Below are 23,062 nucleotides of genomic sequence, written 5' to 3'. Positions count from 1 at the left end.
GTCTGATCGTGGCGTGGGTCGACGGTCCGTGGAGTTCAACGCCTCCCCCCGCCCGACGCTCGGCGTCGAGTGGGAGATGGTGCTCGTCGACCGCGCCTCGCGCGACCTCGCGCCCCGGGCGGCGGAGGTGATGGGCGCCGTGGAGCGGGAGCCCTCCGCGACGGGGCCGCGGGTCACCAAGGAGCTGCTGCGCAACACCCTCGAGGTCGTCACCGGCGTCTGCGGCACGGTCGGGGAGGCCGTCGGGGACATCTCCGAGACGGTCTCGGCGATCCGCCGGGTGACCGACCCGCTGGGCCTGGAGCTGGTGAGCGCGGGGACCCACCCGTTCGCCCGCTGGGACGAGCAGCTCGTCACCCCCGACGCCCGCTACGCCGAACTCCTGGAACGCACCCAGTGGTGGGGGCGGCAGATGCTGATCTGGGGCGTGCACGTGCACGTCGGGGTGAGCTCGGTGCACAAGGTCCTGCCGATCCTGAACTCCCTGCTGAACCACTACCCGCACCTGCAGGCGCTGTCGGCGAGCTCGCCGTACTGGACGGGTTTCGACACCGGGTACGCCAGCAACCGGGCGCAGATGTTCCAGCAGCTACCGACGGCGGGTCTGCCGTTCCAGTTCGGGAGCTGGGGCGAGTTCGAGGACTACGTGGACGACATGTTCGTCACCGGGGTCATCGACGGCCTCTCCGACGTCCGCTGGGACATCCGGCCCTCGCCGAAGTTCGGGACGATCGAGGTGCGGGTCTGCGACGGGACCCCGACCCTGCGGGAGCTGCGGGCGGTGACGGCGTTGATCCACTGCCTCGTCGTCCACCTCGACGCCCGGTTGGAGGCGGGGGAGGAACTGCCGACGCTGCCGCCGTGGCACGTGCAGGAGAACAAGTGGCGGGCGGCGCGGTACGGGCTGGACGCGGAGATCATCGTCGACGCGCGGGGCCGGGAGCGGCTCGTCACCGACGACCTCGACGAGTGGCTGGACCGGCTCGAACCCGTCGCGCGGCAGTTGGACTGCGCCGGCGACCTGGCCCTGGTGGCGGAGGTCCCGCGGCGCGGGGCGAGCTACCAGCGCCAGCGCGCGACGTTCGAGGCGGCGTGCGCGCGGGGCGAGGCGAGCCCGCTGCACCACGTCGTGGACTCGCTCGTCGCGGAGCTGCGCGAACCCTGAGGCCCCTCCCCCGGCCGGGGAGGGGCGCGGTCCGGGGTCAGGCCAGGACGTCGGCCAGGGTGCGCGCGGACAGGCCGTGCGCGGCGGCGACCTCGGCGTTGACGAGCGACCCGGCGTGGGTGGACAGGCCCTGCGCGAGGGCGGGGTCGGCGGCCAGCGCGGACTCCCATCCGGCGTCGGCGAGCTTCACCACGTACGGCAGCGTCGCGTTGGTCAGCGCGTAGGTGGAGGTGTGCGGGACGGCGCCGGGCATGTTGGCGACGCAGTAGAACACCGAGCCGTGCACGGTGAACGTGGGGTCGTCGTGGGTGGTGGGGCGGGAGTCGGCGAAGCAGCCGCCCTGGTCGATCGCGATGTCGACGAGGACGGAGCCGGGGCGCATCTGGGCGACGAGCTCGTTGCTGACCAGCTTGGGCGCCTTGGCGCCGGGCACGAGCACGGCGCCGATGACGAGGTCGGCCGAGCGCACGGCGCGGGCCAGCTCGTAGGAGTTCGACACGATGGTCCGCACGGCGCCGCCGAAGCGGACGTCGACCTCGCGCAGCTTCGGCAGGGACAGGTCCAGGACGGTGACCTCGGCGCCCATGCCGAGGGCGATCTGGGCGGCGTTCTGGCCCGAGACCCCGGCGCCGATGACGACGACGTCGGCGCCCCGCACGCCGGGGACGCCGCCCATGAGGACGCCGCGGCCACCGGCGGCGCGCATCAGGGAGTAGGCGCCGACCTGGGGGGCGAGCCGGCCGGCGACCTCGCTCATGGGGGCCAGCAGCGGCAGGGAGCGGTCGGGCAGCTGCACGGTCTCGTACGCGATGGACGTGGTGCCGGCGGCGAGGAGGGCGTCGGTGCACTCGCGGGAGGCGGCCAGGTGCAGGTAGGTGAACAGGACCTGGTCGCGGCGCAGCCGGTGGTGCTCCTGCGCGATCGGCTCCTTGACCTTCAGGAGCAGGTCCGCGGCGCCCCACACCTCGTCGGCGTCGGTGAGGACCTTCGCGCCGGCCGCCTCGTACTCGGCGTCGGGCAGGGAGCTGCCGAGCCCGGCGCCGGACTGGACGAGGACCTCGTGGCCGTGGCCGACGAGCTCGTGCACGCCCGCGGGCGTCAGCGCCACGCGGTACTCGCGGTTCTTGACCTCGGTGGGGACGCCGATGCGCATCTGCTCACTCCTCCAGGGGTGGGGCCGGTTCTCCTCCCAGGGTGAACAGGGTTCGGTGCAGCAGCAAGGGAGTCGCAGGAGATTCGTGGGAGCATCGACCGGTGGAAGATCGTTCGAGGAACGGGGCCGAGGGGCCCGTCCGACCGAAGAAGCTGCACCGGGTGGTCGACCCGGTGGACCGCGCCATCCTGCACGTCCTGTCCGAGGACGCCCGCATCACCAACGCCGCCCTGGCCCAGCAGGTCGGCATCGCCGCCTCCACCTGCCTGCTGCGGGTGCGGGCCCTGCGGGAGTCGGGGGTGATCCGCGGGTTCCACGCCGACGTCGACCCCGCCGCCCTGGGCCTGGACCTGCAGGCGATGATCGCGGTGAAGCTCGCCGCGCACGCGCGCGGCAGCATGGGCCCGTTCGTGGCGCGGATGCGGCGCCAGCCGGAGGTCCTCGACGTCTACTTCGTCGCCGGCGCCGACGACTACCTCCTGCACGTCGCGGTGGAGAGCACCGAGGCGCTGCGCGACTTCGTCGCCGAGCACCTGTCCCGGGACCCCGACGTGGGCCTCACCGAGACCAGCCTGATCTTCGAGCACACCCGCGCCGCGGGCCGCTCCTGACCGGCGGGCCGGCCGCACCCGGTACCTCACGGGTGCGGCCGGTCCACCCCTACCGCGGGGGCGAGCGCTGACGGCGCGGTGGCCGGCGGTTCGCGTCCTGGTCCCCGGCCCGCGGCGCGGGCCGGGCCGGGACCGCCGGGGCCGGCGGGGGGAGGCGGGTCAGGGTGGCGACGAGGGCGCGGAACGCCTCGTCCACCTGCTCCTGCGACCACCCCGCCAGCGGGTCGGCGGGTCCGCCGTCACCGGGCCGTGGACGCCGCGCGAGCAAGCGGTCCACGGCCGTCCCCCTACGACGTGATGGCCTGCGGCCGGTCGGCGGTCTCCACGGTGATCCGGCGGGGTTTGGCCCGCTCGGCGACCGGCACCCGCAGGGTCAGCACGCCGGACGCGTAGTTCGCCGCGGTCTTGTCGACGTCGAGGTTGTCGCCGAGGATCAGCTGCCGGCTGAACACCCCGCGGGGACGCTCGGCCGCGATCATCTCCCCGGTGTCCTCGTGGACGGGGCGCTGGGCCCGGACCGTCAGGACGTTGCGCTCCACGTCCAGCTCGATGCTGGACGGGTCGACGCCGGGGAGGTCGAACTCCACGACGAACTCGTCCCCGGTGCGCCAGGCGTCCATCGCCATGACGGCCGGCCGAGACGTCGTCCCGAGGACCTGCTGCGTGAGCCGGTCGAGTTCCCGGAAGGGATCAGTGCGCATCAACATTGCCACCACCTCCAGTGCGAGAGAAGGAGATGCGCTGCCGATCGGGTCACCGGCGGGGCCGGTGCCACACCTCCTTAGTTAGCACTCGACCGCGGCGAGTGCAACCCCTCCGGAGGGGTTCGCGGCCCGGGAGGCGGCACCGCGGCGACGGACCTAGCGTGCCCGCATGGACATCGGCATCATCGGCGCCGGCAACATCGGCGGAAACCTCACCCGCGCGTTCACCGCCCTCGGGCACCGGGTCCGGGTCGCGAACTCCCGCGGGCCCGAGACGCTCACCGACCTCGCGCAGGAGACCGGCGCGACCCCCGTCACCGCGGCCGAGGCCGCGCGGGGCGCCGACCTCGTCGTCGTCACGGTCCCGCAGAAGCGGGTCCCGGACCTGCCCGCGGGCCTGCTCGACGCGCTGCCCGACGGGACCGTCGTGATCGACACCGGCAACTACTACCCCCGCGAGCGCGACGGCCGGATCGACGGCATCGAGGACGGGACGCCGGAGACGGTGTGGACCGCCCGCCACCTCGACCCGCGCGGGCGGCTGCGGTGGGTGAAGGCGTTCAACGGCATCCAGGCCGAGCACCTCATCACCGCGGCCCGCCAGCCGGGCGACATGGAGCGCCGGGCGCTGCCGGTGGCCGGGGACGACGCCGAGGCGAAGGCCACGGTGATTGCCCTGCTCGACCGGATGGGGTTCGACGGCGTCGACGCCGGTCCCCTGGCCGAGTCCTGGCGGCAGCAGCCCGGGACCCCCGTGTACGGCGCCGAGGCCGGAGTGGACGGGATCACCGAGGCCCTGGCCGCCGCCCCGCGCGAGCGTCCCGCCGAGTTCACCGCCGAGCCCACCGCCTGACCCGCCGGGGCCGCCGGCCTCCTCACGCCCTGACTAGTCGGATCCCGAACTAGTTGACTTCCTGCACAGACGTCTCCAAGGTGGTCCCCAGGGCGGGTGCCCGTGCAGCGCGCGAGGGGGAGACGTGACACCGGACGAGGACGAGCGCACCGCGACGGGCCGGGCCTGGCCGACGGCCGCCGACGAGGGCTGGGCCCGGCGGGTGCGTGCGGACCTGCTGCGCGAGGACGTCCCGGCGGTGCTGGCCGACGCCGTCCTGCAGGACGCCCGCGCGGTGTGCGCGGACTCCGGGCGCCCGGCCGCCGAGGTGTTCGGGACGCCGCAGGAGTACGTGCGGCAACGTCCGCAGGAGTCCCTCGACCCCGACCTGCGGGCCCGGTACGACCGGGACGGCGCGCCTGACGCCCCCGACGCCCCCGGCCTCCTCCTGCGGCTCGGCGGCGCGGCGCTGTTCGTCTCGATCGGCACCGCCGCCCGCGAGGGGTGGACGGCCGAGGGCGGGTACGCCCACGCCGCGCTCCTCGCGGCCGTCCTCGGGACGTTCCTCCTGGGGTCGGAGGCGTTGCGCCGTCGTCGCGCGGGCCGGTTGCGCGGCAGCCGGTCCGCGTGGGCGTGGGCGGTCGTGACGGCGGTCGCGGGGATCGGCGCGGCCCGGTTGCTGCGCGACGACCCGGCCCGCCTCGACGTGCCGGTGCTGGTGCCGCTGCTCACCTCCGTGGCGGTCGTCGCGGTCGGGGCCGGGCTGCGCGCCCGACGGCCGGTCGCACCGCTCCCGGCGGTCCCCGAGGTCGCGCCCGAGCAGTGGTTCACCCGGCTCGAGCAGGTCCTGCGCGGCCGTCACCTCGTGCCGTCGGCCACCGCCCGCCGGGAGGCCGCCGAGGCCCGCGCGTTCTGGACCGCGAGCGGCGCCTCGCACCCGCGCGAGGAGTTCGGGACGCCCGAGGCGTACGCCGTCGTCCTCACCGACGGCGACGACGCACCCCGCCGCCGCCGGGCGACCGGGCAGGCGGTGGTCACCACCCTGGTCGCGGTCCTCGCCCTGGTGAACCTCGCGCTCGCGCTGCTCGACGGGGACGCGGGGTGGTGGTGGCGCGCCCTCACGGCGCTCGTCCTGGGCGCGGTCGCGGTCGCGTCCTGGGTGCGCCTCGCACGCGCCCGGGCCTGACCTCAGCTGAACGCCCGGGCGACGACGGGCAGCGCGACCGTCATCGCCAGGGCGTTCAGCACCATCGCCGCGCTCGACCAGCCCCCGGCCACGTCGGACTCCGCGAGCGCCCGGGACGTCCCGATGCCGTGCGACACCGCGCCGATCGCGAACCCGCGGGCCCGCGGGTCGGAGACGCGGACGCGGTCGAGCAGCCACGGGCCGACGGTCGCCCCCAGCACGCCGGAGACGAGGGTGAGGACGACGGCCAGCGTCGTGTTGGCCCCGATCGCCTCCCCCACGGTCAGCGCGACCGGTGTCGTGACCGACCGCGGCAGCGTGGTGAGGACCAGGTCGTCGGGGGCGCCCAGCAGGACCAGGGAGCCGACGGTCACGCCCACGCTCACCACCCCGGTCACGACGAGGGTGACCAGCACGGCGAGCCGGTCGGCCAGCAGCGCGCGCCCGGACCGCAGCAGCGGCAGGGCCAGCGCGACGGTCGCCGGTCCCAGCAGCAGCGTCAGGACGGACACCGACGCCAGGTACTCCGCGTAGCCGATGCCCAGCAGTTCCAGGGCCACCGAGACGACGACCATCGCGACGAGCACGGGCGCGAGCAGCGCCGGGCGGCCCAGCCGCCGGTGCAGCTCACCGGCGCCCAGGTACGCGGCGAGGGTGAGGGCCAGCCCGAAGCCGGGCGCGTGGACCAGCGCGCTCACGCGGCGACCCGGCGGCGCAGCAGCCGCTGGAGCAGGACGCCGGCGACGACGAGCCCGGCGGCGAAGGACCCGACGACGGCCAGGGCCAGCGGGCCGGCCTGCTCGACGAGCGTGGAGAGCTGGGTGAGGGCGCCGACGCCCGGCGGCACGAACAGCAGCTGCAGGTGCTTCAGGAGGGGGTCGGCGGCCGGTTCGGCCCGCCGCGCGAGGCCGGGGAACCGGGCCCCGACACCCAGCAGCACGGCCAGGCCCACGACGGCGCCGGGGACCGGCAGGCCCGTGACGTCGACGAGGACGGTGCCCAGCAGCTGCAGGCCGAGCAGCAGCGCGAGGGCGGCCAGGACGGTCGGCGCGCGCCCGGGGACCGCGGGGGTCAGTCCCACCAGAACCTCCACCCGCGCGCTCCCACCAGCAGCCCGGCGTACGCGGCCACGTCCCCGGGGCCGTCCTGCTCGACCCCGTCGGGGCAGAACGCCAGGTGCTCGGCGGCGACGGGCAGCGCCTGCGCGGCCGAGGTGGGCGGGGCCGCGACGCTGAGGCGCACGGTGTCGAACCCGAGCGCGACGAGGCGGGCGCCGAAGCGGTCCTCCCAGCTGCGCAGCACGGCGGACAGCGTCGCGGGCGCGACGTCGGAGTTGACGGCCCCGAGCCAGCCGATCGCGGCGAGGACGTCGGCGCCGCGGTCGGCGGCGACGAGCCCGAGGTGGTACCGGCCGTGGTCGAGCAGGTCGGCGGCGGAGCGCTCCGCGGCGGTCAGGGGGTCGGTGACCGCCGGCAGGGCGGGCGAGAGGCCCGGCCAGGCCGGTCGCGGCCCGGCGGGGTGCTCCTCGGGGTCCTCGGGGTCCTCGGGGTCCTCGGGGTCCTCGGGGTCCTCGGGGTCCTCGGAGTCCTCGGAGTCGCCGGCGTACTGCGCGGCGAGGAACCCCTCGACGTCGAGGGGGACGACCTCGGAGGGCCCGGAGAACTCCCCCACGGACCAGGGGCGCTCGGGGTCGCCGGGGACCAGGCCCTCCAGCAGGACGGGCCACACCCCGGTCGCGGGGTGCTGCCCGGCCAGCCGGGCCCAGTCGCCGGGGGCGGCGGGAGCGTCGCTGACCCACACCACCGGCGCGGCCCCGCGCATCCCGGCGGGCGCGACGAGCCGCCCGGCGGGCAGGCCGGGGACGGCCGCGACGAGGTCGGGCAGGGGGGACGGGGGGCGTCGGGGCACGGGACCACCCTGCCAGGCAGCGGCGGGGGGCCTCAGCCGTGCGCGCGGCGCATCCGCGCCAGGTCGGCGTTGACCAGGCCCAGCAGCACGAGGTCCCCGACGAGCCCGGCCGTCGCCGCGAACTGCGAGGCCGCGAACAGGAACACCTGCGTCAGCAGCAGCGACGTCAGCACCGACCGCTGGAACGACTCCACGGCCGCCCGCCGGCCCCGCCGCCGCCCCTGCCACAGGCCCGTCGTCGTGAACACCACCGACGCCGCGGTGCCCAGCAGGACCCCGGCGACGGACACGCCGTGCGGGGTGCCGGACCGCAGCAGCCAGACCAGCACCAGCAGCGCCCAGGCGACCTGGGTGAACAGCAGGAACCCCATGACCGGCAGCGCGAAGCGGGACGACGACACTCGGCCGAACCCCTCGGCCACGCGCAGCCAGAGCCCTTCGAGACGTTGCGGCACAGCCGGTTCCCGCGTCGGGACGGTGCGCAGGAGGTCGCGCACCTGCGCGGCGCCGGGCACGTCGCCGACCTTCTCGAGGGAGTGCAGCGCCTCGGCCCGCCGGTGCTCGGACAGCCGGCCGGCGAGGCCGTCGACGAGGACGTGCGCGGCGTTCGCCACCCGCTCGTCGTCGGCGGGCGGCACCCGCCGCCGCCAGACGTGCGCCCCCACGACGAACCCGGTGAACACCACGTACATGATCGCCGCGGAGGGCTCGAAGAAGTAGTCGTTGTCGGAGGTCACGAACTTGCCGACCTCGTCGATGAACAACCCGAAGCCGATCCCGCCGGCCAGCGCTGCCACCGAGCGCGGGCCGGGGCCGATGAAGGACAGCTGCAGCCACATCGCCACCAGCATCAGCAGGCCACCCGGCAGCACGTGCGCGACGTGCAGCCCGGTGTCGCCCCCGATCTGCGGGTACCCCGACAGGGCGAGGAACAACCGCGTGATCAGGATCGTCGAGATCGCCGCGACGACGAAGGTCGTGAGGTGCTGCACGGCCTTCGCGCTGCGCACGAGGTCGAGGTGGAACAGGGTCCGCAGCCGGGACCTCACCCCGCGAAGACCTGCCCGGTGAGGCGCTCGTACGCGTCGACGTACCGCTGCCGCGTCCGCTCGACGACCTCGGCGGGCAGGTCCGGCGGCGGCTGGGTGCCGCGGCGGTCCCAGCCGGAGGCCGGCGAGGTCAGCCAGTCGCGCACGAACTGCTTGTCGAAGCTGGGCTGGGCGCGGCCCGGTTCCCAGCTCTCGGCCGGCCAGAACCGGGAGGAGTCGGGGGTGAGGACCTCGTCGCCGAGGACCGTCTCGCCCCCGGCGCGGCCGAACTCCAGCTTCGTGTCGGCCAGGACGATCCCGCGCTCGCGGGCGACCTGCTCGGCGCGGCGGTACACCGCGAGGGTCAGGTCCCGCAGCTGCGCGGCCGCCTCGGCGCCCACGGTGGCCGCGACGTGCTCGAACGTCACGTTCTCGTCGTGCTCGCCGACCTCGGCCTTGGTGGCGGGGGTGAAGATCGGCTCGGCCAGGCGGGAGCCGTCGACCAGCCCCGCGGGCAGCGGCACCCCGCACACGGTCCCGTCCTCGCGGTACTCGGCCAGCCCCGACCCCGTGAGGTACCCGCGGGCGACGCACTCCACGGGGAACATCTCCAGCTTCCGGCACACCATCGCCCGGCCCGCGACGGCGGCGGGGACGTCGGTGGACACGACGTGGTTCGGGACGAGGTCGGCCAGCTGGCCGAACCACCACAGCGACAGCGCGGTCAGGACCGCGCCCTTGCCGGGGATCGTGGTGGGCAGCACGTGGTCGTACGCCGAGATCCGGTCGCTGGCCACGACGAGGACCGTCCCGTCGTCCCCGGCGGCGGGCACGTACAGGTCGCGGACCTTGCCGGAGTAGGTGTGCGTCCAGCCGTCGAGCTCGGGGGCGCTCATCCCTGCGCCGCCTTCAGCGCGATGTCGCGGCGGAACCGGCCGCCCTCGAGGTCGACGAGCTCCACGGCCTCGTAGGCCGCGGCCCGCGCGGCGTGCAGGTCCTCGCCCACCCCCACGACCGACAGCACGCGGCCGCCGGCGCTGACGATGCCCGTCCCGTCGGGGGCCGGTGCCGTCCCGGCGTGCAGGACGCTGGCGCCGGCGAGGGCGTCGGCCTCCTCCAGCCCGCGCAGCAGCCCGCCGGTGACCGGTGCCTCCGGGTAGCCCGGGGAGGCGAGCACGACCGTGACGGCCGCGTCCGGGCGCCAGCGCAGCGGCGGCTGGTCGGCCAGGGTGCCGGTGGCGCACGCGTGCAGGACCGGCCCCAGCGGCGTCGCCAGCCGGGCCAGGACGACCTGCGTCTCCGGGTCGCCGAAGCGGGCGTTGAACTCGATGACCCGCGTCCCGCGCGAGGTCAGCGCCAGGCCGCAGTACAGGACGCCGCTGAACGGGGTCCCGCGGCGGGCCATCTCGTCGACGACGGGCTGGGCGATGCGTTCGACGACCTCCGCGGCCAGCCCCTCGGGCGCCCACGGCAGCGGGGAGTACGCGCCCATGCCGCCGGTGTTCGGGCCCTCGTCGCCGTCCAGGGCCCGCTTGAAGTCCTGCGCGGGGGCCAGCGCCACCACGGACGTGCCGTCGGTGAGGCAGAAGACGCTGACCTCGGGGCCGTCGAGGAACTCCTCGACGACGACCGGGCCGTGCGCCAGGCAGGTGCGGGCGTGCGCGAGCGCGGCTTCGCGGTCGGACGTCACCACGACGCCCTTGCCCGCGGCGAGCCCGTCGTCCTTCACGACGTGCGGGGCGCCGAACGCGTCGAGCGCGGCGGCCACCTCCTCCTCGGTGGTGCACAGGTGCGCCATCGCGGTGGGCACGCCCGCGGCGGCCATCACCTCCTTGGCGAACGCCTTGGAGCCCTCCAGCCGGGCCGCCTCCCCGGAGGGGCCGAAGACGGGCACGCCCGCGGCGCGCACGGCGTCGGCGACCCCGGCGACCAGCGGCGCCTCGGGGCCGACGACGACGAGGTCCGCGCCGAGCCGCTGCGCGAGCGCCGCCACGGCCGCGGGGTCGGTCGCCTCGACCGGTTCGACGGGGGCGACGAGCGCGATGCCGGCGTTGCCGGGGGCCGCGACGACGCGGTCCACCCCCGGGTCGTCGAGCAGGGCACGCACGAGGGCGTGTTCGCGGGCACCGGAACCGATGACGAGGACGTCCACGGGGGTCGAGCGTAGAGGTTCCCCGGTGCCCGCCCCGACGACGTGGGAGAGGATCACCCCCGTGCCCCGGACGATCCCGTTCGCCCTCTCCGCCCGCCGGCGGCTCCGCACGGGCTGGCAGCGCTGGCAGGGGTCGTGGTGGCAGATCATGCAGTGCGGCGTGGGCGCGGGGACCGCCTGGCTGCTGGCGCAGGCCCTGTGGGACCAGCCGTACCCCGTGTTCGCGTGCGTGGCCGTCGTGGTGTGCCTGGGGGTGCAGAACAACCAGCGGCTGCGGCGGGTCGGGGAACTGGGCGTCGGGGTCACGATCGGCGTGCTGCTGGGGACCCTGATCGTCCACCTCGTGGGGCGCGGGCCCCTGCAGATCACCGCGATCGTGGCCGCGGCGATGTTCATCGCGCGGTTCCTGGACTCGGGGATCCTGCTGGTGAACCAGGCCGCGCTGCAGGCCGCGTTCATCGTGGCGTACCCGCCGATGCCCGGCGGGGGCGGCTCGGACCGCTGGCTGGACGCGATGACGGGCGTGGTGGTGGCGCTGGCGGTGGCGGCGCTGCTGCCGCCGGACCCGCGCCGGGACGTGCGGGGGCGCTCCCGGGCGTACGCGGGGCAGCTGGCGGACCTGCTGGAGGACGCGGCCGGGGCGATCCGCGACCACGACGCGACCAAGGCCGCGGAGGTGCTCGCGCGGGCCCGGGCGACGCAGACGGAGCTGGACGGCTGGTCGCAGTCGGTCAACGCCGGGCAGGAGGTGCACCGGCTGTCCCCGCTGCGCCGCCGCGGCCGGGGCGAGATCGTGCAGCAGAAGAAGCTGCAGGCCGGGATGGACCGGGCGACGCGGAACCTGCGGGTGGCGCTGCGCCGCGTCAGCACGGCGCTGGAGCACGACGAGCAGATGCCGGACTCCCTGGCGGGGGCGCTGGAGGGGATGGCCGCGGCGGTCCGCTCGCTGGGCGAACCGGCCTACCCGGGGGAGGCGCTGCCGCCGTCGGTGGCGGGCCTGCAGGAGCTGGCGGTGACGCTGGGGCCGCGGACGCTGGGCGCGGAGTCGCTGTCGGCGACGGTCGTGGTGGCGCAGCTGCGCTCGGCGGTGGTGGACCTGCTGCAGGCCCAGGGGGTCGCGGCGCAGGAGGCGCACCGGCTGCTGCCGCGCTGAGGGCCGCCGGGGGCCGCCGGGGACCGCCGAGGGCCCCGGGGGCGGGTCCGGCCCGTGCGCGATGATGGCGGGCATGAACGCTCCCTCCCTCGCGCCCGCCGCGATCGAGTCGCCCAACCCCGCCGAGACCGGTGGTCCCATCGCCGGTTTCGCCCGCCTGGTCGCCCTGCTGACCCTCGGTCTGGGTGTCCTCGGGCTGGTCCCGGGCATCACCTCGAACTACTCCGAGATGGGGTTCTACGACTCCGGCGCGAACCTGTTCGGCCTGTTCCGCACCTCGGTGGTCGTGGCGTCGGCGCAGATCCTGTTCGGCGTGACGATCCTGACGTTCTCCGGGTCGGCGCGGCAGGCGCACAAGACGGTCGTGTGGGTGGCGCTGACGTACCTGTGCGCCGGGCTGGGCGGGGCGGGGCTGATGGTGAACGCCGTCCGCGACGACCTGCCCGTCAACGCGGCGAGCAACTGGCTGCACCTGGCGCTGTTCGCCGTGATCCTCGGCGGCGCGGTCGCCGCCCGCCGGAAGCACGTCGAGCAGCTCGGCGTCTACTGATCCCGTTCCCCCCGCGCCCGGTGGGGGCCGCCCCCGCGGGGCGGCCGCCACCGGGCGCGCTCACGTCCGCGGCGGGACGTCCAGCGGCAGGTCCAGCGGCAGGTCCAGCGGCAGGTCGTGGTAGTCCTCGGTCTGGACCGGCGTGAAACCCAGGGACGTGTACAGCCCCAGGGCGCGGTCGTTGCCGACGGCGACCTCCAGCCGGACCGACGCGACGCCCTCGTCGAACAGCTGCGCGCACACCCGGTGCAGGACGTCGCGGCCGATGCCCCGGCCCTGCCACCGCGGGGCCACGGCGAAGCCGTAGACGCCGCCGCTGTCCCCCTCGCGCTGCAGCCGGACGGTCCCCACCGGCTCCCCCGCGTGCTCGACGACGAGCGTGCGGCCCGTCGCGAACCCCGCCTCCAGGTGCGTGGGCGCGCTCCCGAACGCGTCGGTGAGCAGCCCCGTCAGGACGGGCACGTCACCCCGGTCGGCCGCGCGCAGCGCCGTCGCCGGGTCCGGCGCCACCGGTGCCGGCGGGACGTCGAGGCGCAGCGCGTGCTCGGAGTGCTCCAGGACCCCGCCGCGGCGCCGGGCCAGGTGGGCCCCGGCGGCGCTGGGGCGCGGGACGATGAGCAGGGCCTGCGCGAACCCCCGCTGCCGGCACACGTCGACCGCGGCGTCCAGCAGGGCCCCGCCGATCCCCCGGCCCCGCGCGGCGGGGTCGACCATCCCGACGACCTCCACGACGCGGCCGTCGTAGGAGTCGAACCCGGCGAACCCGACGACCCGCCCGCCCTCGGTCCACAGCAGGTCGTTCACGTGGTCGCCGGAGCGGTCGCGCAGGTCGCCCCACTCGATCTTCAGGCGGCCGCCGTCGTGGGCGACGACGGCCGCCTCCAGGGCGGCGACGGCGCGCAGGTCGTCCTCGGACAGTCGGGTCCTGGTCTCCAGCACCCGGTGAGTCGACCGGTCCGGCCGGGTGGGGGTCAACCGGTTTCCGCCGGAGCCGATGGCCCGTTCCGCCGAAGCCGATGGCCCGCGGGCCCGGTGGCCGCCTACCATCGGCGGCGCCATGGAGAGCGAACCGCAGGTCCTGTCCCGTCGCGGCGAGACGATCACCCTCGACGGTGAGCACGTCGGCGACGTCCACCGGCACAGCGCCTTCAGCCTGTGGGACGACGGGGACACCGTGCCCGGCGACGTCGACCCCCGCACCCAGGTCCGCGCCGCGGGCGACCCCGTCCCGGTGCGCCGCGGCGACCTCGACGACGTCACCCGCGCCGAGACCGAGGCCCTGCTGTCGCTGGCCGGGGCGGTGGACCACGCCTGCCTGGAACGGCTGGTCCCGCAGGCCGACGTCGAGGACGTGCCCGCCGGCGCCCTCGCGGACTGGCTCGTCACCGCCGTGCAGGACGTCAACGACGCCGCGGCCCCCACGTGCAGCGTGAACCTGCACCTGGACGCCGAGCTGCGCCGGTACGCCGGCATCGGGCTGGTCAACGGGCGGCACCGGACCCTCGACGCGGGCTGGTGCGACGCGGACGTGCAGCTCATGAGCCGTCGCAACCGGCCCTGGTACGCCGTCGTCGCCGACGAGCACCTCGTGGGGCTGCGCGGGTACCTGCAGGTCAGCCTGACGTCGGTCGACTTCGGGCCCGAGGAGTTCCTCACCGCCACGGCCCTGTTCGGCTACTCCCCGCGGATCAGCCTGCACCGCGACCAGCTGCGGGTCGCGCGGGTCGTGCCACCCGGGTCATGACGTGGGGACCCGCGGCCCGGGGTCGGCGCCGGGGGCCAGGGCCGCCAGCAGGTCCCCCTCGCGGGCGTACCGGTCGGCGACCTCCGCGAGCGTCAGCTGCCGCAGCGCCGGGTCGGCCAGCTCGTCCCAGGTGCGGGGCGCGGCGGCGCAGGGGCGCTCGCGCCCGCGCGGGGAGTACGGCGCGACGGTCGTCTTCGCGGCGTTGTTCTGGCTCCAGTCCAGCAGGACCCTCCCGCCGCGCAGCGCCTTCGTCATGCGGCTGACGACGAGGTCGGGCCGGTCCCGCTCCAGCTCCTCGGCCAGCCGGTGGGCGTAGCCGCGCAGGACGTCGGCGGACTGCTCCCCGGAGACGGCGGCGTACAGCTGCAGGCCCTTCGACCCCGACGTCACGGGGTGGCACTCCAGCCCGTCGGCGGCCAGCCGGGCCCGCACGGCGCGGGCGACCGCGGCGCACTCGGCCAGCCCGGCCCCCTCGCCGGGGTCGAGGTCGACGACGAGGCGGTCGGGGTGGCGCGTGCCCCCGCGCGGCCCGACGCGCCACTGCGGGACGTGCAGCTCCAGGGCGGCGAGGTTCACCAGCCAGACCAGCCCGGCGAGGTCGTCGACGAGCGGGTACCGGGCCGTCTCGCGGTCCCGGGTGCTGCCGGGGGTCTCCAGCTCCACGCTGCGCACCCAGTCCGGCACCCCGCGGGGCACGTTCTTCTCCACGAAGGACGGGCCCCGGACCCCGTCGGGCCAGCGCCTGCGGGTCAGGGGCCGCTGCCGCAGCTGGGCCAGCAGCGCGGGAGCGACCGCGGTGACGTAGGCGAGGACCTCGGCCTTCGTGGTGCCCGTCGCGGGGTAGAGCACCTTCTCCAGGCGGCGCAGCCGCAGCCGCCGCCCCTCGACGTCGACGACGGTGTCCCCGTGGCCGGGGTCCTGCGCGGGGCGCTGCGCCACCTCACTCCTCCCGGACGTCGGAGGGGGCGAGATCGCTGCGCAGGCCGCGCAGGGTGGGCTGGCGCAGCCGGCCGCCGGTGGTGCGGCCGAGGTGGCGGACCTCCACGACGACGACGGGCTCGGTGAAGGTGGCCCCCGCGGCGTCGGGGCGCGGGACGTCCACGACGGGGCGGGGCCGTTCGCACCCGGCCAGGGCCGCGCGCAGCTCCTCCTCCGCGCCGGCGCCCAGCCCGCTGCCGGCCCGCCCGACGTACCGCAGCCGGCCGCCGGGGGCGGGGACGGCCAGCAGCAGCGCCCCCATCCGCGCCGGGGTCCCCACCACCGGCCGCCACCCGACGACCAGGCACGCCTGGTGGCGGCGGTGGGCGTGCTTGACCCAGTCGGGGCTGCGCCGGCCCGGCTGGTACGGGGAGGCGCGGCGCTTGGCCACGACCCCCTCCAGGCCCTGCTCGCGGGTCGCGGCCAGCAGCGAGGCCGCGTCGGGGTAGACGGGTGAGACCTGCCAGGCCCGCCCGGACGGGACGAGCCGGTCCAGGGACTCGCGCCGCTCCTGCCAGGGCCGGTCCACCAGGTCGACGCCGTACAGGCGCAGGACGTCGAAGGCCATGAGGGTGACGGGGGTGCGGGCCGCGGCCCGGGCGGCGGCGCGGGCGTCGGTGACGTGCATGCGGTCGGCGAGCGCCGAGAACGAGGGCAGCCCGTCGTGCAGGGCGACGACCTCGCCGTCGAGGTGGACGTCGGCGTGGGCGTCGGTGAGGGCGGTGAGCTCGGGGAAGGTGGCCGAGACGTCGCGGCCGGTGCGCGAGCGCAGGGCGAGGTGGCCGTCGTGGACGTCGGCCAGGACGCGCATGCCGTCCCACTTGACCTCGTAGGCCCAGCGCTCGCCGTCGGCGGGCACCTCGTCGGCGGCCGGTGCGGCGGTCGCCAGCATGGGGAGCACGTCACCACTGTGGCGCCGGGCGGGGGTGCGGGCCACCGCGGCGTTGCCGAGGACCCCCTTCCATTGGTTAGGCTGGCCTCACATCGACGGAGGGGTTCTGGGGACATGACGACCGACACCGGCACGGCGACGCGGGCGGCGCTCGCGCGGGCCGCGTACGCCCTCCATGAGGTGCGGGTCGCCGCCGTGCAGCGGGTCGGGGCGAGCTTCGCGCGGGTGACGCTGACCTCGCCCGAGCTCGGCGGCTTCGGCGCCGGCGGCTACGACCAGCGGTTCAAGGTCCTGCTGCTGGACCGCCCGCTGGCCGACTACGACCCGCCCGCGGGCGACTGGTACTCGTGGTGGCGCGAGCTGCCCGACGACGTCCGCCCCGTGATGCGCACCTACACCGTCCGCGCGTTCCGGCCGGCCACCGCCGGTGCATGGGCCGAGCTGGACGTCGACTTCGTCCTGCACGGGGTGCACGGCGGGCGCCCGGGCCCGGCCTCGCAGTGGGCCGCGCGGGCCGCGGTGGGTGACCGGCTCGGCGTGGTGGGCCCCTCCTCCCCCGGCACCGGCCGGATGTGGGGCGTGGAGTGGGCGCCTCCGGCCGAGGCGCGGACGCTGCTGCTGGCCGGGGACGAGACGGCCGTCCCGGCGGTCGCGGCGATCCTGGAGCGGCTGCCCGCCGGGGTGCGGGCCACGGCACTGCTGGAGGTCCCCGACGCGCTCGACCTGCTGGACCTGCCCTCGGCCGCCGACCTGACGGTGGAGTGGTTGCCGCGCAACGGGTCCCACGCCCCGGGGGAACTGCTCCAGCGGCGCGTGCACGAGGTGGCGTCGGCGCTGGTCGACGAGGTGTCCGGCCCCCTCGACGACGCCCTGGACGCTGCGCTGGACGACGCGCTGGACGACGTGGACCTCGACACCGGGATCCTGTGGGAGGTGCCCGAGCACGCCGAGGCCGCCGGGCCGGAGGCGCTGTACGCGTGGCTGGCCGGGGAGGCCGGGGTCGTGAAGTCGCTGCGGCGCCACCTGGTGCGCGAGGTCGGCGTCCCGCGGACCTCGGTGGCGTTCATGGGGTACTGGCGCGAGGGTCGCGCCGAGGGTGAGTGAGGTGGAGCAGGACGTGCGGAACCCGTTCAGGAAGCCCGAGCCCGCGCCGCGGCGCCAGCGCCTCGGTGTCGTGCAGCGCGTGGAGCGGCTCGCCCCGCACATGGTGCGCGTGGTGTTCGGCGGGGACGACCTCGCCGACTTCGGCGTCGAGCACGCCGACTCGTACGTGAAGCTCGTCTTCCCGCTGCCCGGGGTCGTGCACGACGGGCCGTTCGACGTGGACCGCATCCGCAAGACCCGGCCGCGCGAGGAGTGGCCCGCGCAGCGCACCTACACGGTGCGCTCGGTCGCCGGCGGGGAGGTGAGCGTCGACTTCGTCGTGCACGGCGACGAGGGGCTCGCCGGTCCCTGGGCCGCGACGGCCTCCCCCGGCGACCAGCTGTGGATCATGGGTCCCGGCGGGGCGTACACCCCCCGCGCCGACGCCCCCTGGCACCTGCTCGTGGGGGACGCCAGCGCGCTGCCGGCGATCTCGGCGTCGCTGGAGCGGGTCCCGGCCGGTGCGGTCGCCGTCGCGGTCGTGGAGGTCCACTCCCCCGCCGAGGAACTGCCCCTGACCTGCCCGGGCGACCTGCGGCTGCACTGGGTGCACCGCACCGCGCCGGACCCCGAGGCCCTGCTGGGGTTCCTGCGCGGCCTGGACCTGCCCGAGGGGGCGCCGCACGCCTTCGTCCACGGCGAGGCCGACACCGTCCGCGCCGTCCGCCGCTGGGCCCGCACCGACCTCGGCGTCCCGCGGGAGCTGCTGTCCGCCTCGGGCTACTGGCGCCGCGGGCGCACCGAGGAGGGGTGGCGCTCGGAGAAGAAGGACTGGGCCGCCGCGACCGAGAGCGACGACGCGACCGCCGGGGTCTGAGCGCGGGGGCCGGGCGACGAGCCGGGCCCCAGGTCCCCTCAGGCGGCGAGCAGCGCCTCGCACACCCGCACCAGCGCCGCGCGCAGCGGGTCGGCCCGCTCGGCGAACTCCCGCTGGGCGCGGGCGTACTGCGCCTTGCCCTCGGGGGTCTCGATCGCGACGGGCGCGTGCCCCAGCGACGACACGTCGTACGGGGAGGCGCGCATGTCCAGGACCCGCACGTCGCGGGCCAGCTCGAAGCAGTCGAGCAGCAGGTCCCCCGGCACCGCCGGGGACAGCTTCATGGCCCACCGGTAGCAGTCCATCGTGGCGTGCAGGCAGCCCGGCTGCTCCTGGCCGGGCTGACCGGTGCGGGTGGGCTGCAGCTCGTTGCGCGGCACCGCGGTCGGGGTGAAGAACCGGAAGGCGTCGTAGTGGCTGCACCGGATGCGGTGCGACTCGACGACCTCGTCGGTCCCGGCGTGGCCCAGGCGCAGCGGCAGCCCGGCGTGGCGGACCTGCTCGGGCCGGGTGCGGTGCACCATGGCCCACTCGTGCAGGCCGAAGCAGGCCAGCTGCGGGGCCCGGGTCCGGGTCGCGGCGAGGACGTCGCGCGCGAGGGTGATCGTGGCGCGCCGCTGGGCGGCCAGGGCCGCGGCGTCGACCCGCACCCCGCCGGGGACCGCGACGTAGTGCGCCCAGCCGGCCCGCTCGTCGGCGCCGGCCAGCACGACCCCCACCCCCGGGTGCCAGCGCAGGAGCTTGCCGGGGGCCCAGTTGTAGTACGTGTAGAGGAAGTCCTCGACGGGGTGGGCCTCGCCGCGGGCCCGGCGGGCGGCGGCGTCCCCGGTCAGGGCGCGGGCGCGCTCGGCGTGGGCGTGCGCGCGGGCCCGCCACTCGGCGGCGGGCAGCACGGTCGGCGGGACCCCCGACGGCTCCCGTGCGGGGACGGGGTCCGCGCCGTACCGTGGGGACCCGACCTCAGGGAGGGGTACGTCATGCCGCGCGCCATCTGGAAGGGCGCTGTGTCCTTCGGCCTGGTCAACGTCCCGGTGCGCCTGTACGCCGCGACCGGCGAGCACGACATCCGCTTCCACCAGGTCCACCGTAGCGACGGCGGGCGCATCAAGCTGCGCCGCACCTGCTCGGTGGACGGCGAGGAGGTCCCCTACGAGGAGGTCGCCAAGGGGTACGAGAGCGCCGACGGCAAGCTCGTCGTCCTCACCGACGAGGACCTCGACGAGCTGCCGGTGGCCAGCGGCCACGAGATCGACGTGGTGCAGTTCGTGCCCGCCGACCAGGTCGACCCGCTGCTGCTGTCCAAGCCGTACTACCTGGAACCGGAGGCGCGCGCCGCGAAGCCGTACGTCCTGCTGCGCGAGGCCCTCGCCGAGACCGACCGGGTCGCCGTGGTGAAGGTCGCGCTGCGCCAGCGGGAGTCGATCGCGGTGCTGCGGGTGCGGGACAAGGCGATCGTGCTGCAGACGCTGCTGTGGCCCGACGAGGTCCGCCCGGCCGAGTTCGAGGTCCTCGAGGCCGACGTGGCCCTGCGCCCGCAGGAGCTGAAGATGGCGGCCTCGCTGGTGGAGTCCCTCGCCGGCGACTTCCACCCCGAGGAGTTCGAGGACGAGTACGCGGTCGCGGTGAAGGAGCTCGTCGAGGCGCGCCTGGAGGACGCCGGGGCGGCCCCCTCCTCCCTCGCGGCCGACGGCGGGGGCGGCGACGCCGGCGACGAGGTGGTGGACCTGTTGACCGCGCTGCAGCGGTCGGTGGAGCGGGCCCGGGGCGGGTCGGGGACGGCGACCGAGGGGACCGCGGGGAAGGGGGCCCCCGCGAAGGGGGCGGCGAAGGGGACCGCCGCGAAGAAGACCGCGGCGAAGAAGACCGCGGCGAAGAAGACCGCCGCGAAGAAGGCCCCGGCCGGGAAGACCGCGGCGAAGGGGACGACGCGGACCCGCAAGAGCGCCTGAGGGCCCGGGGTGCCGTCCGGCCCGGCGGTGGCAGCATGGCGGGCCGAGGGGCCGATCCGCCGGCCCCGGGACGAGAGGAACCCCGCGATGGCTTCCGGGACCAGGGTCGTCGCGTGCGCCGCGACCGACCTGCCGCCGGGTGAGGTGGTCCGCGTGGACCGCCCCGAGCTGCCCGCCCCCGTGTCGGTCTTCAACGTCGACGGGGAGCTGTTCGCCATCGACGACACCTGCACGCACGCCGACGAGTCCCTCGCCGACGGGTGGGTGGAGGACTGCGCCGTGGAGTGCCCGCGGCACGCGTCGGCGTTCGACCTGCGGACCGGGGTGCCGTCGAGCCCGCCGGCCCTGACGCCCGTGCGGACGCACCTGGTCGAGGTGGTCGACGGGGACGTGGTCGTCGAGGTCGGCACCCCCCGCCCGCGCTGACCCCGTCGTCCCGCGAGCGGTCGGCGCCGTCCCCGTCCGGGGACGGCGTTGACGTTCGCAGCACGGTTCCGTACGGTCCGTGTATCGATATAACCGCGATGTCCCGGCGGTGGTCCGACGGCAGAGGAGCCAGAGGCGGCCGACCGGGGCGTGCCCGACCCGCGGGTCCCCGCCGCCGGCGCGCCGTCCCGGCCCACCACCGGCCGGCCTCGCCGACCACCCCGCCCCGCGCCCGGAGGAGAACCACGTGACCGAGAACCTCACCGAGAACCCGCCCACGGCCGAACCGCCCGGCCCCTGGCAGGACGTCACCCTGCCGCTGGACGAGCGCGTCGAGGCGCTGCTGCGCGCGATGACGCTGGAGGAGAAGGTCGCCCAGCTCGGGTCCCGGTGGGTGGGCAACAGCCACGGCGGCGACGCCGGCGACGGCGGCGGGTCCGACGCCCAGGTCACCGGCACCGGGAACGTCGCCCCGCTGCAGGACGTGTTCTCCCGCGGCGCCCTCGAGTTCGAGGACGCCAGCCGGCACGGCCTGGGCCAGCTCACCCGGGTCTACGGGTCGCGTCCGGTGACCGTCGACGAGGGCCGCGCCGAGGTCGTCCGGCTCCAGCGCTCGATCGTGGAGCGCACCCGGCTGCGGGTCCCGGCGATCGTGCACGAGGAGTGCCTCACCGGGTTCACCGCCTACGGCGCCACCTGCTACCCCGCGGCCCTGGGGTGGGCCGCGACGTTCCACCCGGAGCTGGTCGAGGAGATGGCCGCCGCCATCGGGGCCGACATGGCCGCCGTCGGCGTCCACCAGGCCCTCTCCCCGGTGCTGGACGTCGTGCGCGACTACCGCTGGGGCCGCGTCGAGGAGACCATGGGCGAGGACCCGCACCTGGTCGCCACCCTCGGCGCCGCCTACGTCCGGGGCCTGGAGTCGGCCGGGATCATCGCCACCCTCAAGCACTTCGCCGGGTACTCGGCCTCCCGCGCGGCGCGCAACCACGCGCCCGTCTCGATGGGTCGGCGGGAACTGCGCGACGTCGTGCTGCCGCCGTTCGAGGCGGCGCTGCGCCTGGGCGGGGCGCGGTCGGTCATGAACTCCTACACCGACGTCGACGGGGTCCCCGCCGCCAGCGACGAGTGGCTCCTGGACGAGCTGCTGCGCGGGGAGTGGGGGTTCACCGGGACCGTCGTGTCGGACTACTCCGCCATCGCGTTCCTGGAGACCATGCACCGCACCGCCACCGACCCCACCGACGCGGGCGTGCAGGCCCTCACCGCCGGCCTGGACGTGGAACTGCCCGACACGCTGTGCTTCGGCGACCGGCTCGTCGAGGCCGTGCGCGCCGGCCGCGTCGCCGAGGAGCTCGTCGACCGCGCCGCCCGCCGCCACCTGCGGCACAAGGCCGAGCTGGGGCTGCTGGACCCGGGCTGGACCCCGGAGGGTTCCGTCGCCGCCGGGGCCGGGCGCGACCTGGACTCCCCCGCCAACCGCGCCCTCGCCCGCCGGCTGGCCGAGGAGTCGGTCGTCCTGCTCGCCAACGACGGGACGCTGCCGCTGCGGGCCCCGCGGATCGCCGTCGTCGGCCCCTGCGCCGACGACCCGAACACCTTCATGGGCTGCTACGCCTTCGCCAACCACGTCCTGCCGCGCTACCCCGACCTCGGGCTGGGGATGCCCGTCCCGACGCTGCTCGACGAGGTGCGGGAGGAGTTCACCGCCACCGGCTCGACCGTCGGGTTCGCGCCCGGGTGCGACGTCCGCACCGACGACCGCAGCGGTTTCGCCGAGGCCGTGCGGGCCGCGCAGGCGGCCGACGTCGTGGTCGTCGCCGTGGGCGACCGCGCCGGGATGTTCGGGGCCGGCACCTCCGGCGAGGGCTGCGACGCGGAGTCGCTGCGGCTGCCGGGGGTCCAGCAGGACCTCGTCGCCGAACTGCTCGGCACCGGCCGCCCCGTCGTCCTGGTCGTCGTGTCGGGCCGCCCGTACGCGCTGGGGGACCTGCTGGCGCACGAGAACGCGCCGCGGGCGGTGCTCCAGGCGTTCATGCCCGGCGTCGAGGGCGGCACCGCCCTCGCCGGGGTCCTGTCCGGGCGGGTCAACCCCTCCGGCAAGCTGCCCGTCCAGGTGCCGCAGGGGCCCGGCGGCCAGCCCGGGACGTACCTGGCGCCGCCGCTGGCCGCCGACAGCCACGGGATCTCCAACCTCGACCCGACCCCGGCGTTCCCGTTCGGGCACGGGACCTCGTACACCACCTTCGAGGTGGGCGCGGTCGAGTTCGCCGCCGAGGTCGCCTCGGACGGCGAGCTGCTCGTCAGCGCCGTCGTCCGCAACACCGGGGACCGCGACGGGGCCGAGGTCGTGCAGCTCTACACGCACGACGTCGTCGCCCGGGTGACGCGCCCCGTGCGCGAGCTCACCGGTTTCGCCCGGGTGCCGCTGGCGGCCGGGAGCTCGGCCCGGGTCGAGTTCCGCGTCCACGCCGACCGGCTGGCCTTCACCGACCGCTCCGGGGACCGCGTCGTCGACCCCGGGCAGGTGGAGCTGTTCGTCGGGACGTCGGCGCTCGCCCCGCTCGCCGGGACGGTCGAGGTGACCGGGCCGCGGCGGGTCGTGGGCGCCGGCCGGCGCCTCGACACCCCGGTGACGGTCACCCCCCTCTGAGACCGGGGTCAGGGGCAG

At 76.2% G+C, this 23,062-nt stretch carries 25 protein-coding genes; 12 read left to right on the top strand and 13 right to left on the bottom strand.

Annotation, left to right across the window (positions count from 1 at the left end):
* Positions 1–13: 13 nt before the first annotated feature.
* On the top strand, positions 14–1,165 hold the full coding sequence (locus ACRYM6_RS18010; protein ID WP_432544257.1) for a glutamate--cysteine ligase: 1,152 nt from the start codon (positions 14–16) through the stop codon (positions 1,163–1,165).
* Between the two features lie 37 nt (positions 1,166–1,202).
* Here the strand turns inward: ACRYM6_RS18010 and ald are convergent, their stop codons facing one another.
* Positions 1,203–2,318, bottom strand: a complete 1,116-nt coding sequence (ald, locus tag ACRYM6_RS18005; protein ID WP_432544256.1) for an alanine dehydrogenase — start codon at positions 2,316–2,318, stop codon at positions 1,203–1,205.
* A 101-nt stretch (positions 2,319–2,419) separates the two neighbouring features.
* Between ald and ACRYM6_RS18000 the strand changes: the two genes are divergently transcribed.
* Positions 2,420–2,929: an Lrp/AsnC family transcriptional regulator gene (locus ACRYM6_RS18000; protein WP_432544255.1), complete on the top strand. Its 510-nt coding sequence runs from the start codon at positions 2,420–2,422 to the stop codon at positions 2,927–2,929.
* A 49-nt stretch (positions 2,930–2,978) separates the two neighbouring features.
* On the opposite strand, the gene ACRYM6_RS17995 is transcribed toward ACRYM6_RS18000, so the two are convergent.
* Positions 2,979–3,206: a hypothetical protein gene (locus ACRYM6_RS17995; RefSeq protein ID WP_432544254.1), complete on the bottom strand. Its 228-nt coding sequence runs from the start codon at positions 3,204–3,206 to the stop codon at positions 2,979–2,981.
* A 10-nt stretch (positions 3,207–3,216) separates the two neighbouring features.
* On the bottom strand, positions 3,217–3,636 hold the full coding sequence (locus ACRYM6_RS17990) for an Hsp20/alpha crystallin family protein (protein WP_432544253.1): 420 nt from the start codon (positions 3,634–3,636) through the stop codon (positions 3,217–3,219).
* A gap of 166 nt (positions 3,637–3,802) precedes the next feature.
* Between ACRYM6_RS17990 and ACRYM6_RS17985 the strand changes: the two genes are divergently transcribed.
* A complete protein-coding gene (locus ACRYM6_RS17985; protein ID WP_432544252.1) occupies positions 3,803–4,486 on the top strand; it encodes an NADPH-dependent F420 reductase in 684 nt (227 codons plus the stop codon).
* A gap of 124 nt (positions 4,487–4,610) precedes the next feature.
* Positions 4,611–5,651 carry a hypothetical protein gene (locus tag ACRYM6_RS17980; RefSeq protein WP_432544251.1) on the top strand — a complete coding sequence of 347 codons (1,041 nt, stop codon included), beginning with the start codon at positions 4,611–4,613 and terminating at the stop codon, positions 5,649–5,651.
* Positions 5,652–5,653: 2 nt separating this feature from the next.
* Here the strand turns inward: ACRYM6_RS17980 and ACRYM6_RS17975 are convergent, their stop codons facing one another.
* From ACRYM6_RS17975 to purD, 6 genes are read right to left on the bottom strand one after another with little or no spacing between them, the layout of a single operon-like run.
* A complete protein-coding gene (locus ACRYM6_RS17975) occupies positions 5,654–6,349 on the bottom strand; it encodes an LrgB family protein (RefSeq protein WP_432544250.1) in 696 nt (231 codons plus the stop codon).
* A complete protein-coding gene (locus ACRYM6_RS17970; protein ID WP_432544249.1) occupies positions 6,346–6,732 on the bottom strand; it encodes a CidA/LrgA family protein in 387 nt (128 codons plus the stop codon). Before ACRYM6_RS17970 ends, ACRYM6_RS17975 begins: the two co-directional genes overlap by 4 nt.
* On the bottom strand, positions 6,723–7,559 hold the full coding sequence (locus ACRYM6_RS17965) for a DUF4253 domain-containing protein (protein WP_432544248.1): 837 nt from the start codon (positions 7,557–7,559) through the stop codon (positions 6,723–6,725). Before ACRYM6_RS17965 ends, ACRYM6_RS17970 begins: the two co-directional genes overlap by 10 nt.
* 32 nt (positions 7,560–7,591) lie before the next feature.
* A complete protein-coding gene (locus ACRYM6_RS17960) occupies positions 7,592–8,608 on the bottom strand; it encodes a hypothetical protein (protein ID WP_432544247.1) in 1,017 nt (338 codons plus the stop codon).
* Entirely contained in the window at positions 8,605–9,483 is an 879-nt protein-coding gene (locus ACRYM6_RS17955; protein WP_432544246.1) for a phosphoribosylaminoimidazolesuccinocarboxamide synthase, read from the bottom strand. The genes ACRYM6_RS17960 and ACRYM6_RS17955 overlap by 4 nt, the downstream gene beginning before the upstream one ends.
* Positions 9,480–10,739 (bottom strand): phosphoribosylamine--glycine ligase, encoded by a 1,260-nt coding sequence (purD, locus tag ACRYM6_RS17950; RefSeq protein ID WP_432544245.1) that lies wholly within the window; start codon positions 10,737–10,739, stop codon positions 9,480–9,482. The genes ACRYM6_RS17955 and purD overlap by 4 nt, the downstream gene beginning before the upstream one ends.
* Positions 10,740–10,800: 61 nt before the next feature.
* Here purD and ACRYM6_RS17945 point away from each other — a divergent pair, with 61 nt between their 5' ends.
* A complete protein-coding gene (locus ACRYM6_RS17945; protein WP_432544244.1) occupies positions 10,801–11,892 on the top strand; it encodes an FUSC family protein in 1,092 nt (363 codons plus the stop codon).
* A 73-nt stretch (positions 11,893–11,965) separates the two neighbouring features.
* Positions 11,966–12,442 (top strand): DUF4383 domain-containing protein, encoded by a 477-nt coding sequence (locus ACRYM6_RS17940; protein ID WP_432544243.1) that lies wholly within the window; start codon positions 11,966–11,968, stop codon positions 12,440–12,442.
* 60 nt (positions 12,443–12,502) lie between these two features.
* Here ACRYM6_RS17940 and ACRYM6_RS17935 read toward each other — a convergent pair whose 3' ends face one another.
* Entirely contained in the window at positions 12,503–13,381 is an 879-nt protein-coding gene (locus tag ACRYM6_RS17935) for a GNAT family N-acetyltransferase (protein ID WP_432544242.1), read from the bottom strand.
* A 118-nt stretch (positions 13,382–13,499) separates the two neighbouring features.
* On the opposite strand from ACRYM6_RS17935, the gene ACRYM6_RS17930 reads away from it, so the two are divergent.
* A complete protein-coding gene (locus ACRYM6_RS17930) occupies positions 13,500–14,186 on the top strand; it encodes a hypothetical protein (protein ID WP_432544241.1) in 687 nt (228 codons plus the stop codon).
* Here the strand turns inward: ACRYM6_RS17930 and ligD (ACRYM6_RS17925) are convergent.
* Together ligD (ACRYM6_RS17925) and ligD (ACRYM6_RS17920) are read right to left on the bottom strand one after the other, a co-directional pair.
* Entirely contained in the window at positions 14,181–15,125 is a 945-nt protein-coding gene (ligD, locus tag ACRYM6_RS17925; protein WP_432544240.1) for a non-homologous end-joining DNA ligase, read from the bottom strand. The genes ACRYM6_RS17930 and ligD (ACRYM6_RS17925) overlap by 6 nt on opposite strands.
* Position 15,126: 1 nt before the next feature.
* Positions 15,127–16,056: a non-homologous end-joining DNA ligase gene (gene ligD, locus ACRYM6_RS17920; protein ID WP_432544274.1), complete on the bottom strand. Its 930-nt coding sequence runs from the start codon at positions 16,054–16,056 to the stop codon at positions 15,127–15,129.
* Between the two features lie 114 nt (positions 16,057–16,170).
* On the opposite strand from ligD (ACRYM6_RS17920), the gene ACRYM6_RS17915 reads away from it, so the two are divergent.
* A complete protein-coding gene (locus ACRYM6_RS17915) occupies positions 16,171–17,160 on the top strand; it encodes a siderophore-interacting protein (protein WP_432544239.1) in 990 nt (329 codons plus the stop codon).
* Positions 17,161–17,173: 13 nt separating this feature from the next.
* Positions 17,174–18,016 (top strand): siderophore-interacting protein, encoded by an 843-nt coding sequence (locus ACRYM6_RS17910; RefSeq protein ID WP_432544238.1) that lies wholly within the window; start codon positions 17,174–17,176, stop codon positions 18,014–18,016.
* 38 nt (positions 18,017–18,054) lie between these two features.
* Here the strand turns inward: ACRYM6_RS17910 and ACRYM6_RS17905 are convergent, their stop codons facing one another.
* Positions 18,055–18,906, bottom strand: coding sequence for a 3-methyladenine DNA glycosylase (locus ACRYM6_RS17905; RefSeq protein WP_432544273.1), 852 nt, complete (start codon positions 18,904–18,906; stop codon positions 18,055–18,057).
* Positions 18,907–18,993: 87 nt separating this feature from the next.
* On the opposite strand from ACRYM6_RS17905, the gene ku reads away from it, so the two are divergent.
* From ku to ACRYM6_RS17890, 3 genes are all read left to right on the top strand, one after another.
* Complete coding sequence (gene ku / locus ACRYM6_RS17900; protein ID WP_432544237.1) at positions 18,994–19,965, top strand: non-homologous end joining protein Ku; 972 nt, start codon at positions 18,994–18,996, stop codon at positions 19,963–19,965.
* Positions 19,966–20,052: 87 nt separating this feature from the next.
* Complete coding sequence (locus tag ACRYM6_RS17895; RefSeq protein WP_432544236.1) at positions 20,053–20,391, top strand: bifunctional 3-phenylpropionate/cinnamic acid dioxygenase ferredoxin subunit; 339 nt, start codon at positions 20,053–20,055, stop codon at positions 20,389–20,391.
* Positions 20,392–20,638: 247 nt separating this feature from the next.
* A complete protein-coding gene (locus ACRYM6_RS17890) occupies positions 20,639–23,044 on the top strand; it encodes a glycoside hydrolase family 3 N-terminal domain-containing protein (protein WP_432544235.1) in 2,406 nt (801 codons plus the stop codon).
* The last annotated feature ends 18 nt before the right edge of the window (positions 23,045–23,062 follow it).

The organism is Kineococcus rugosus (assembly GCF_050871975.1).
Lineage (GTDB): Bacteria > Actinomycetota > Actinomycetes > Actinomycetales > Kineococcaceae > Kineococcus.
Note: the sequence above shows the minus strand (reverse complement) of the source record. Positions and strands in the feature narration are given on the sequence as shown.

Coding starts and splice junctions, on each gene's coding strand:
- ald (WP_432544256.1), bottom strand. CDS start 2,318: ATGCGCATCGGCGTCCCCACCGAGGTCAAGAACCGCGAGTACCGCGTG.
- ACRYM6_RS17990 (WP_432544253.1), bottom strand. CDS start 3,636: ATGTTGATGCGCACTGATCCCTTCCGGGAACTCGACCGGCTCACGCAG.
- ACRYM6_RS17985 (WP_432544252.1), top strand. CDS start 3,803: ATGGACATCGGCATCATCGGCGCCGGCAACATCGGCGGAAACCTCACC.
- ACRYM6_RS17955 (WP_432544246.1), bottom strand. CDS start 9,483: ATGAGCGCCCCCGAGCTCGACGGCTGGACGCACACCTACTCCGGCAAG.
- ACRYM6_RS17940 (WP_432544243.1), top strand. CDS start 11,966: ATGAACGCTCCCTCCCTCGCGCCCGCCGCGATCGAGTCGCCCAACCCC.
- ACRYM6_RS17930 (WP_432544241.1), top strand. CDS start 13,500: ATGGAGAGCGAACCGCAGGTCCTGTCCCGTCGCGGCGAGACGATCACC.
- ligD (WP_432544274.1), bottom strand. CDS start 16,056: ATGCTGGCGACCGCCGCACCGGCCGCCGACGAGGTGCCCGCCGACGGC.
- ACRYM6_RS17915 (WP_432544239.1), top strand. CDS start 16,171: ATGACGACCGACACCGGCACGGCGACGCGGGCGGCGCTCGCGCGGGCC.
- ku (WP_432544237.1), top strand. CDS start 18,994: ATGCCGCGCGCCATCTGGAAGGGCGCTGTGTCCTTCGGCCTGGTCAAC.
- ACRYM6_RS17895 (WP_432544236.1), top strand. CDS start 20,053: ATGGCTTCCGGGACCAGGGTCGTCGCGTGCGCCGCGACCGACCTGCCG.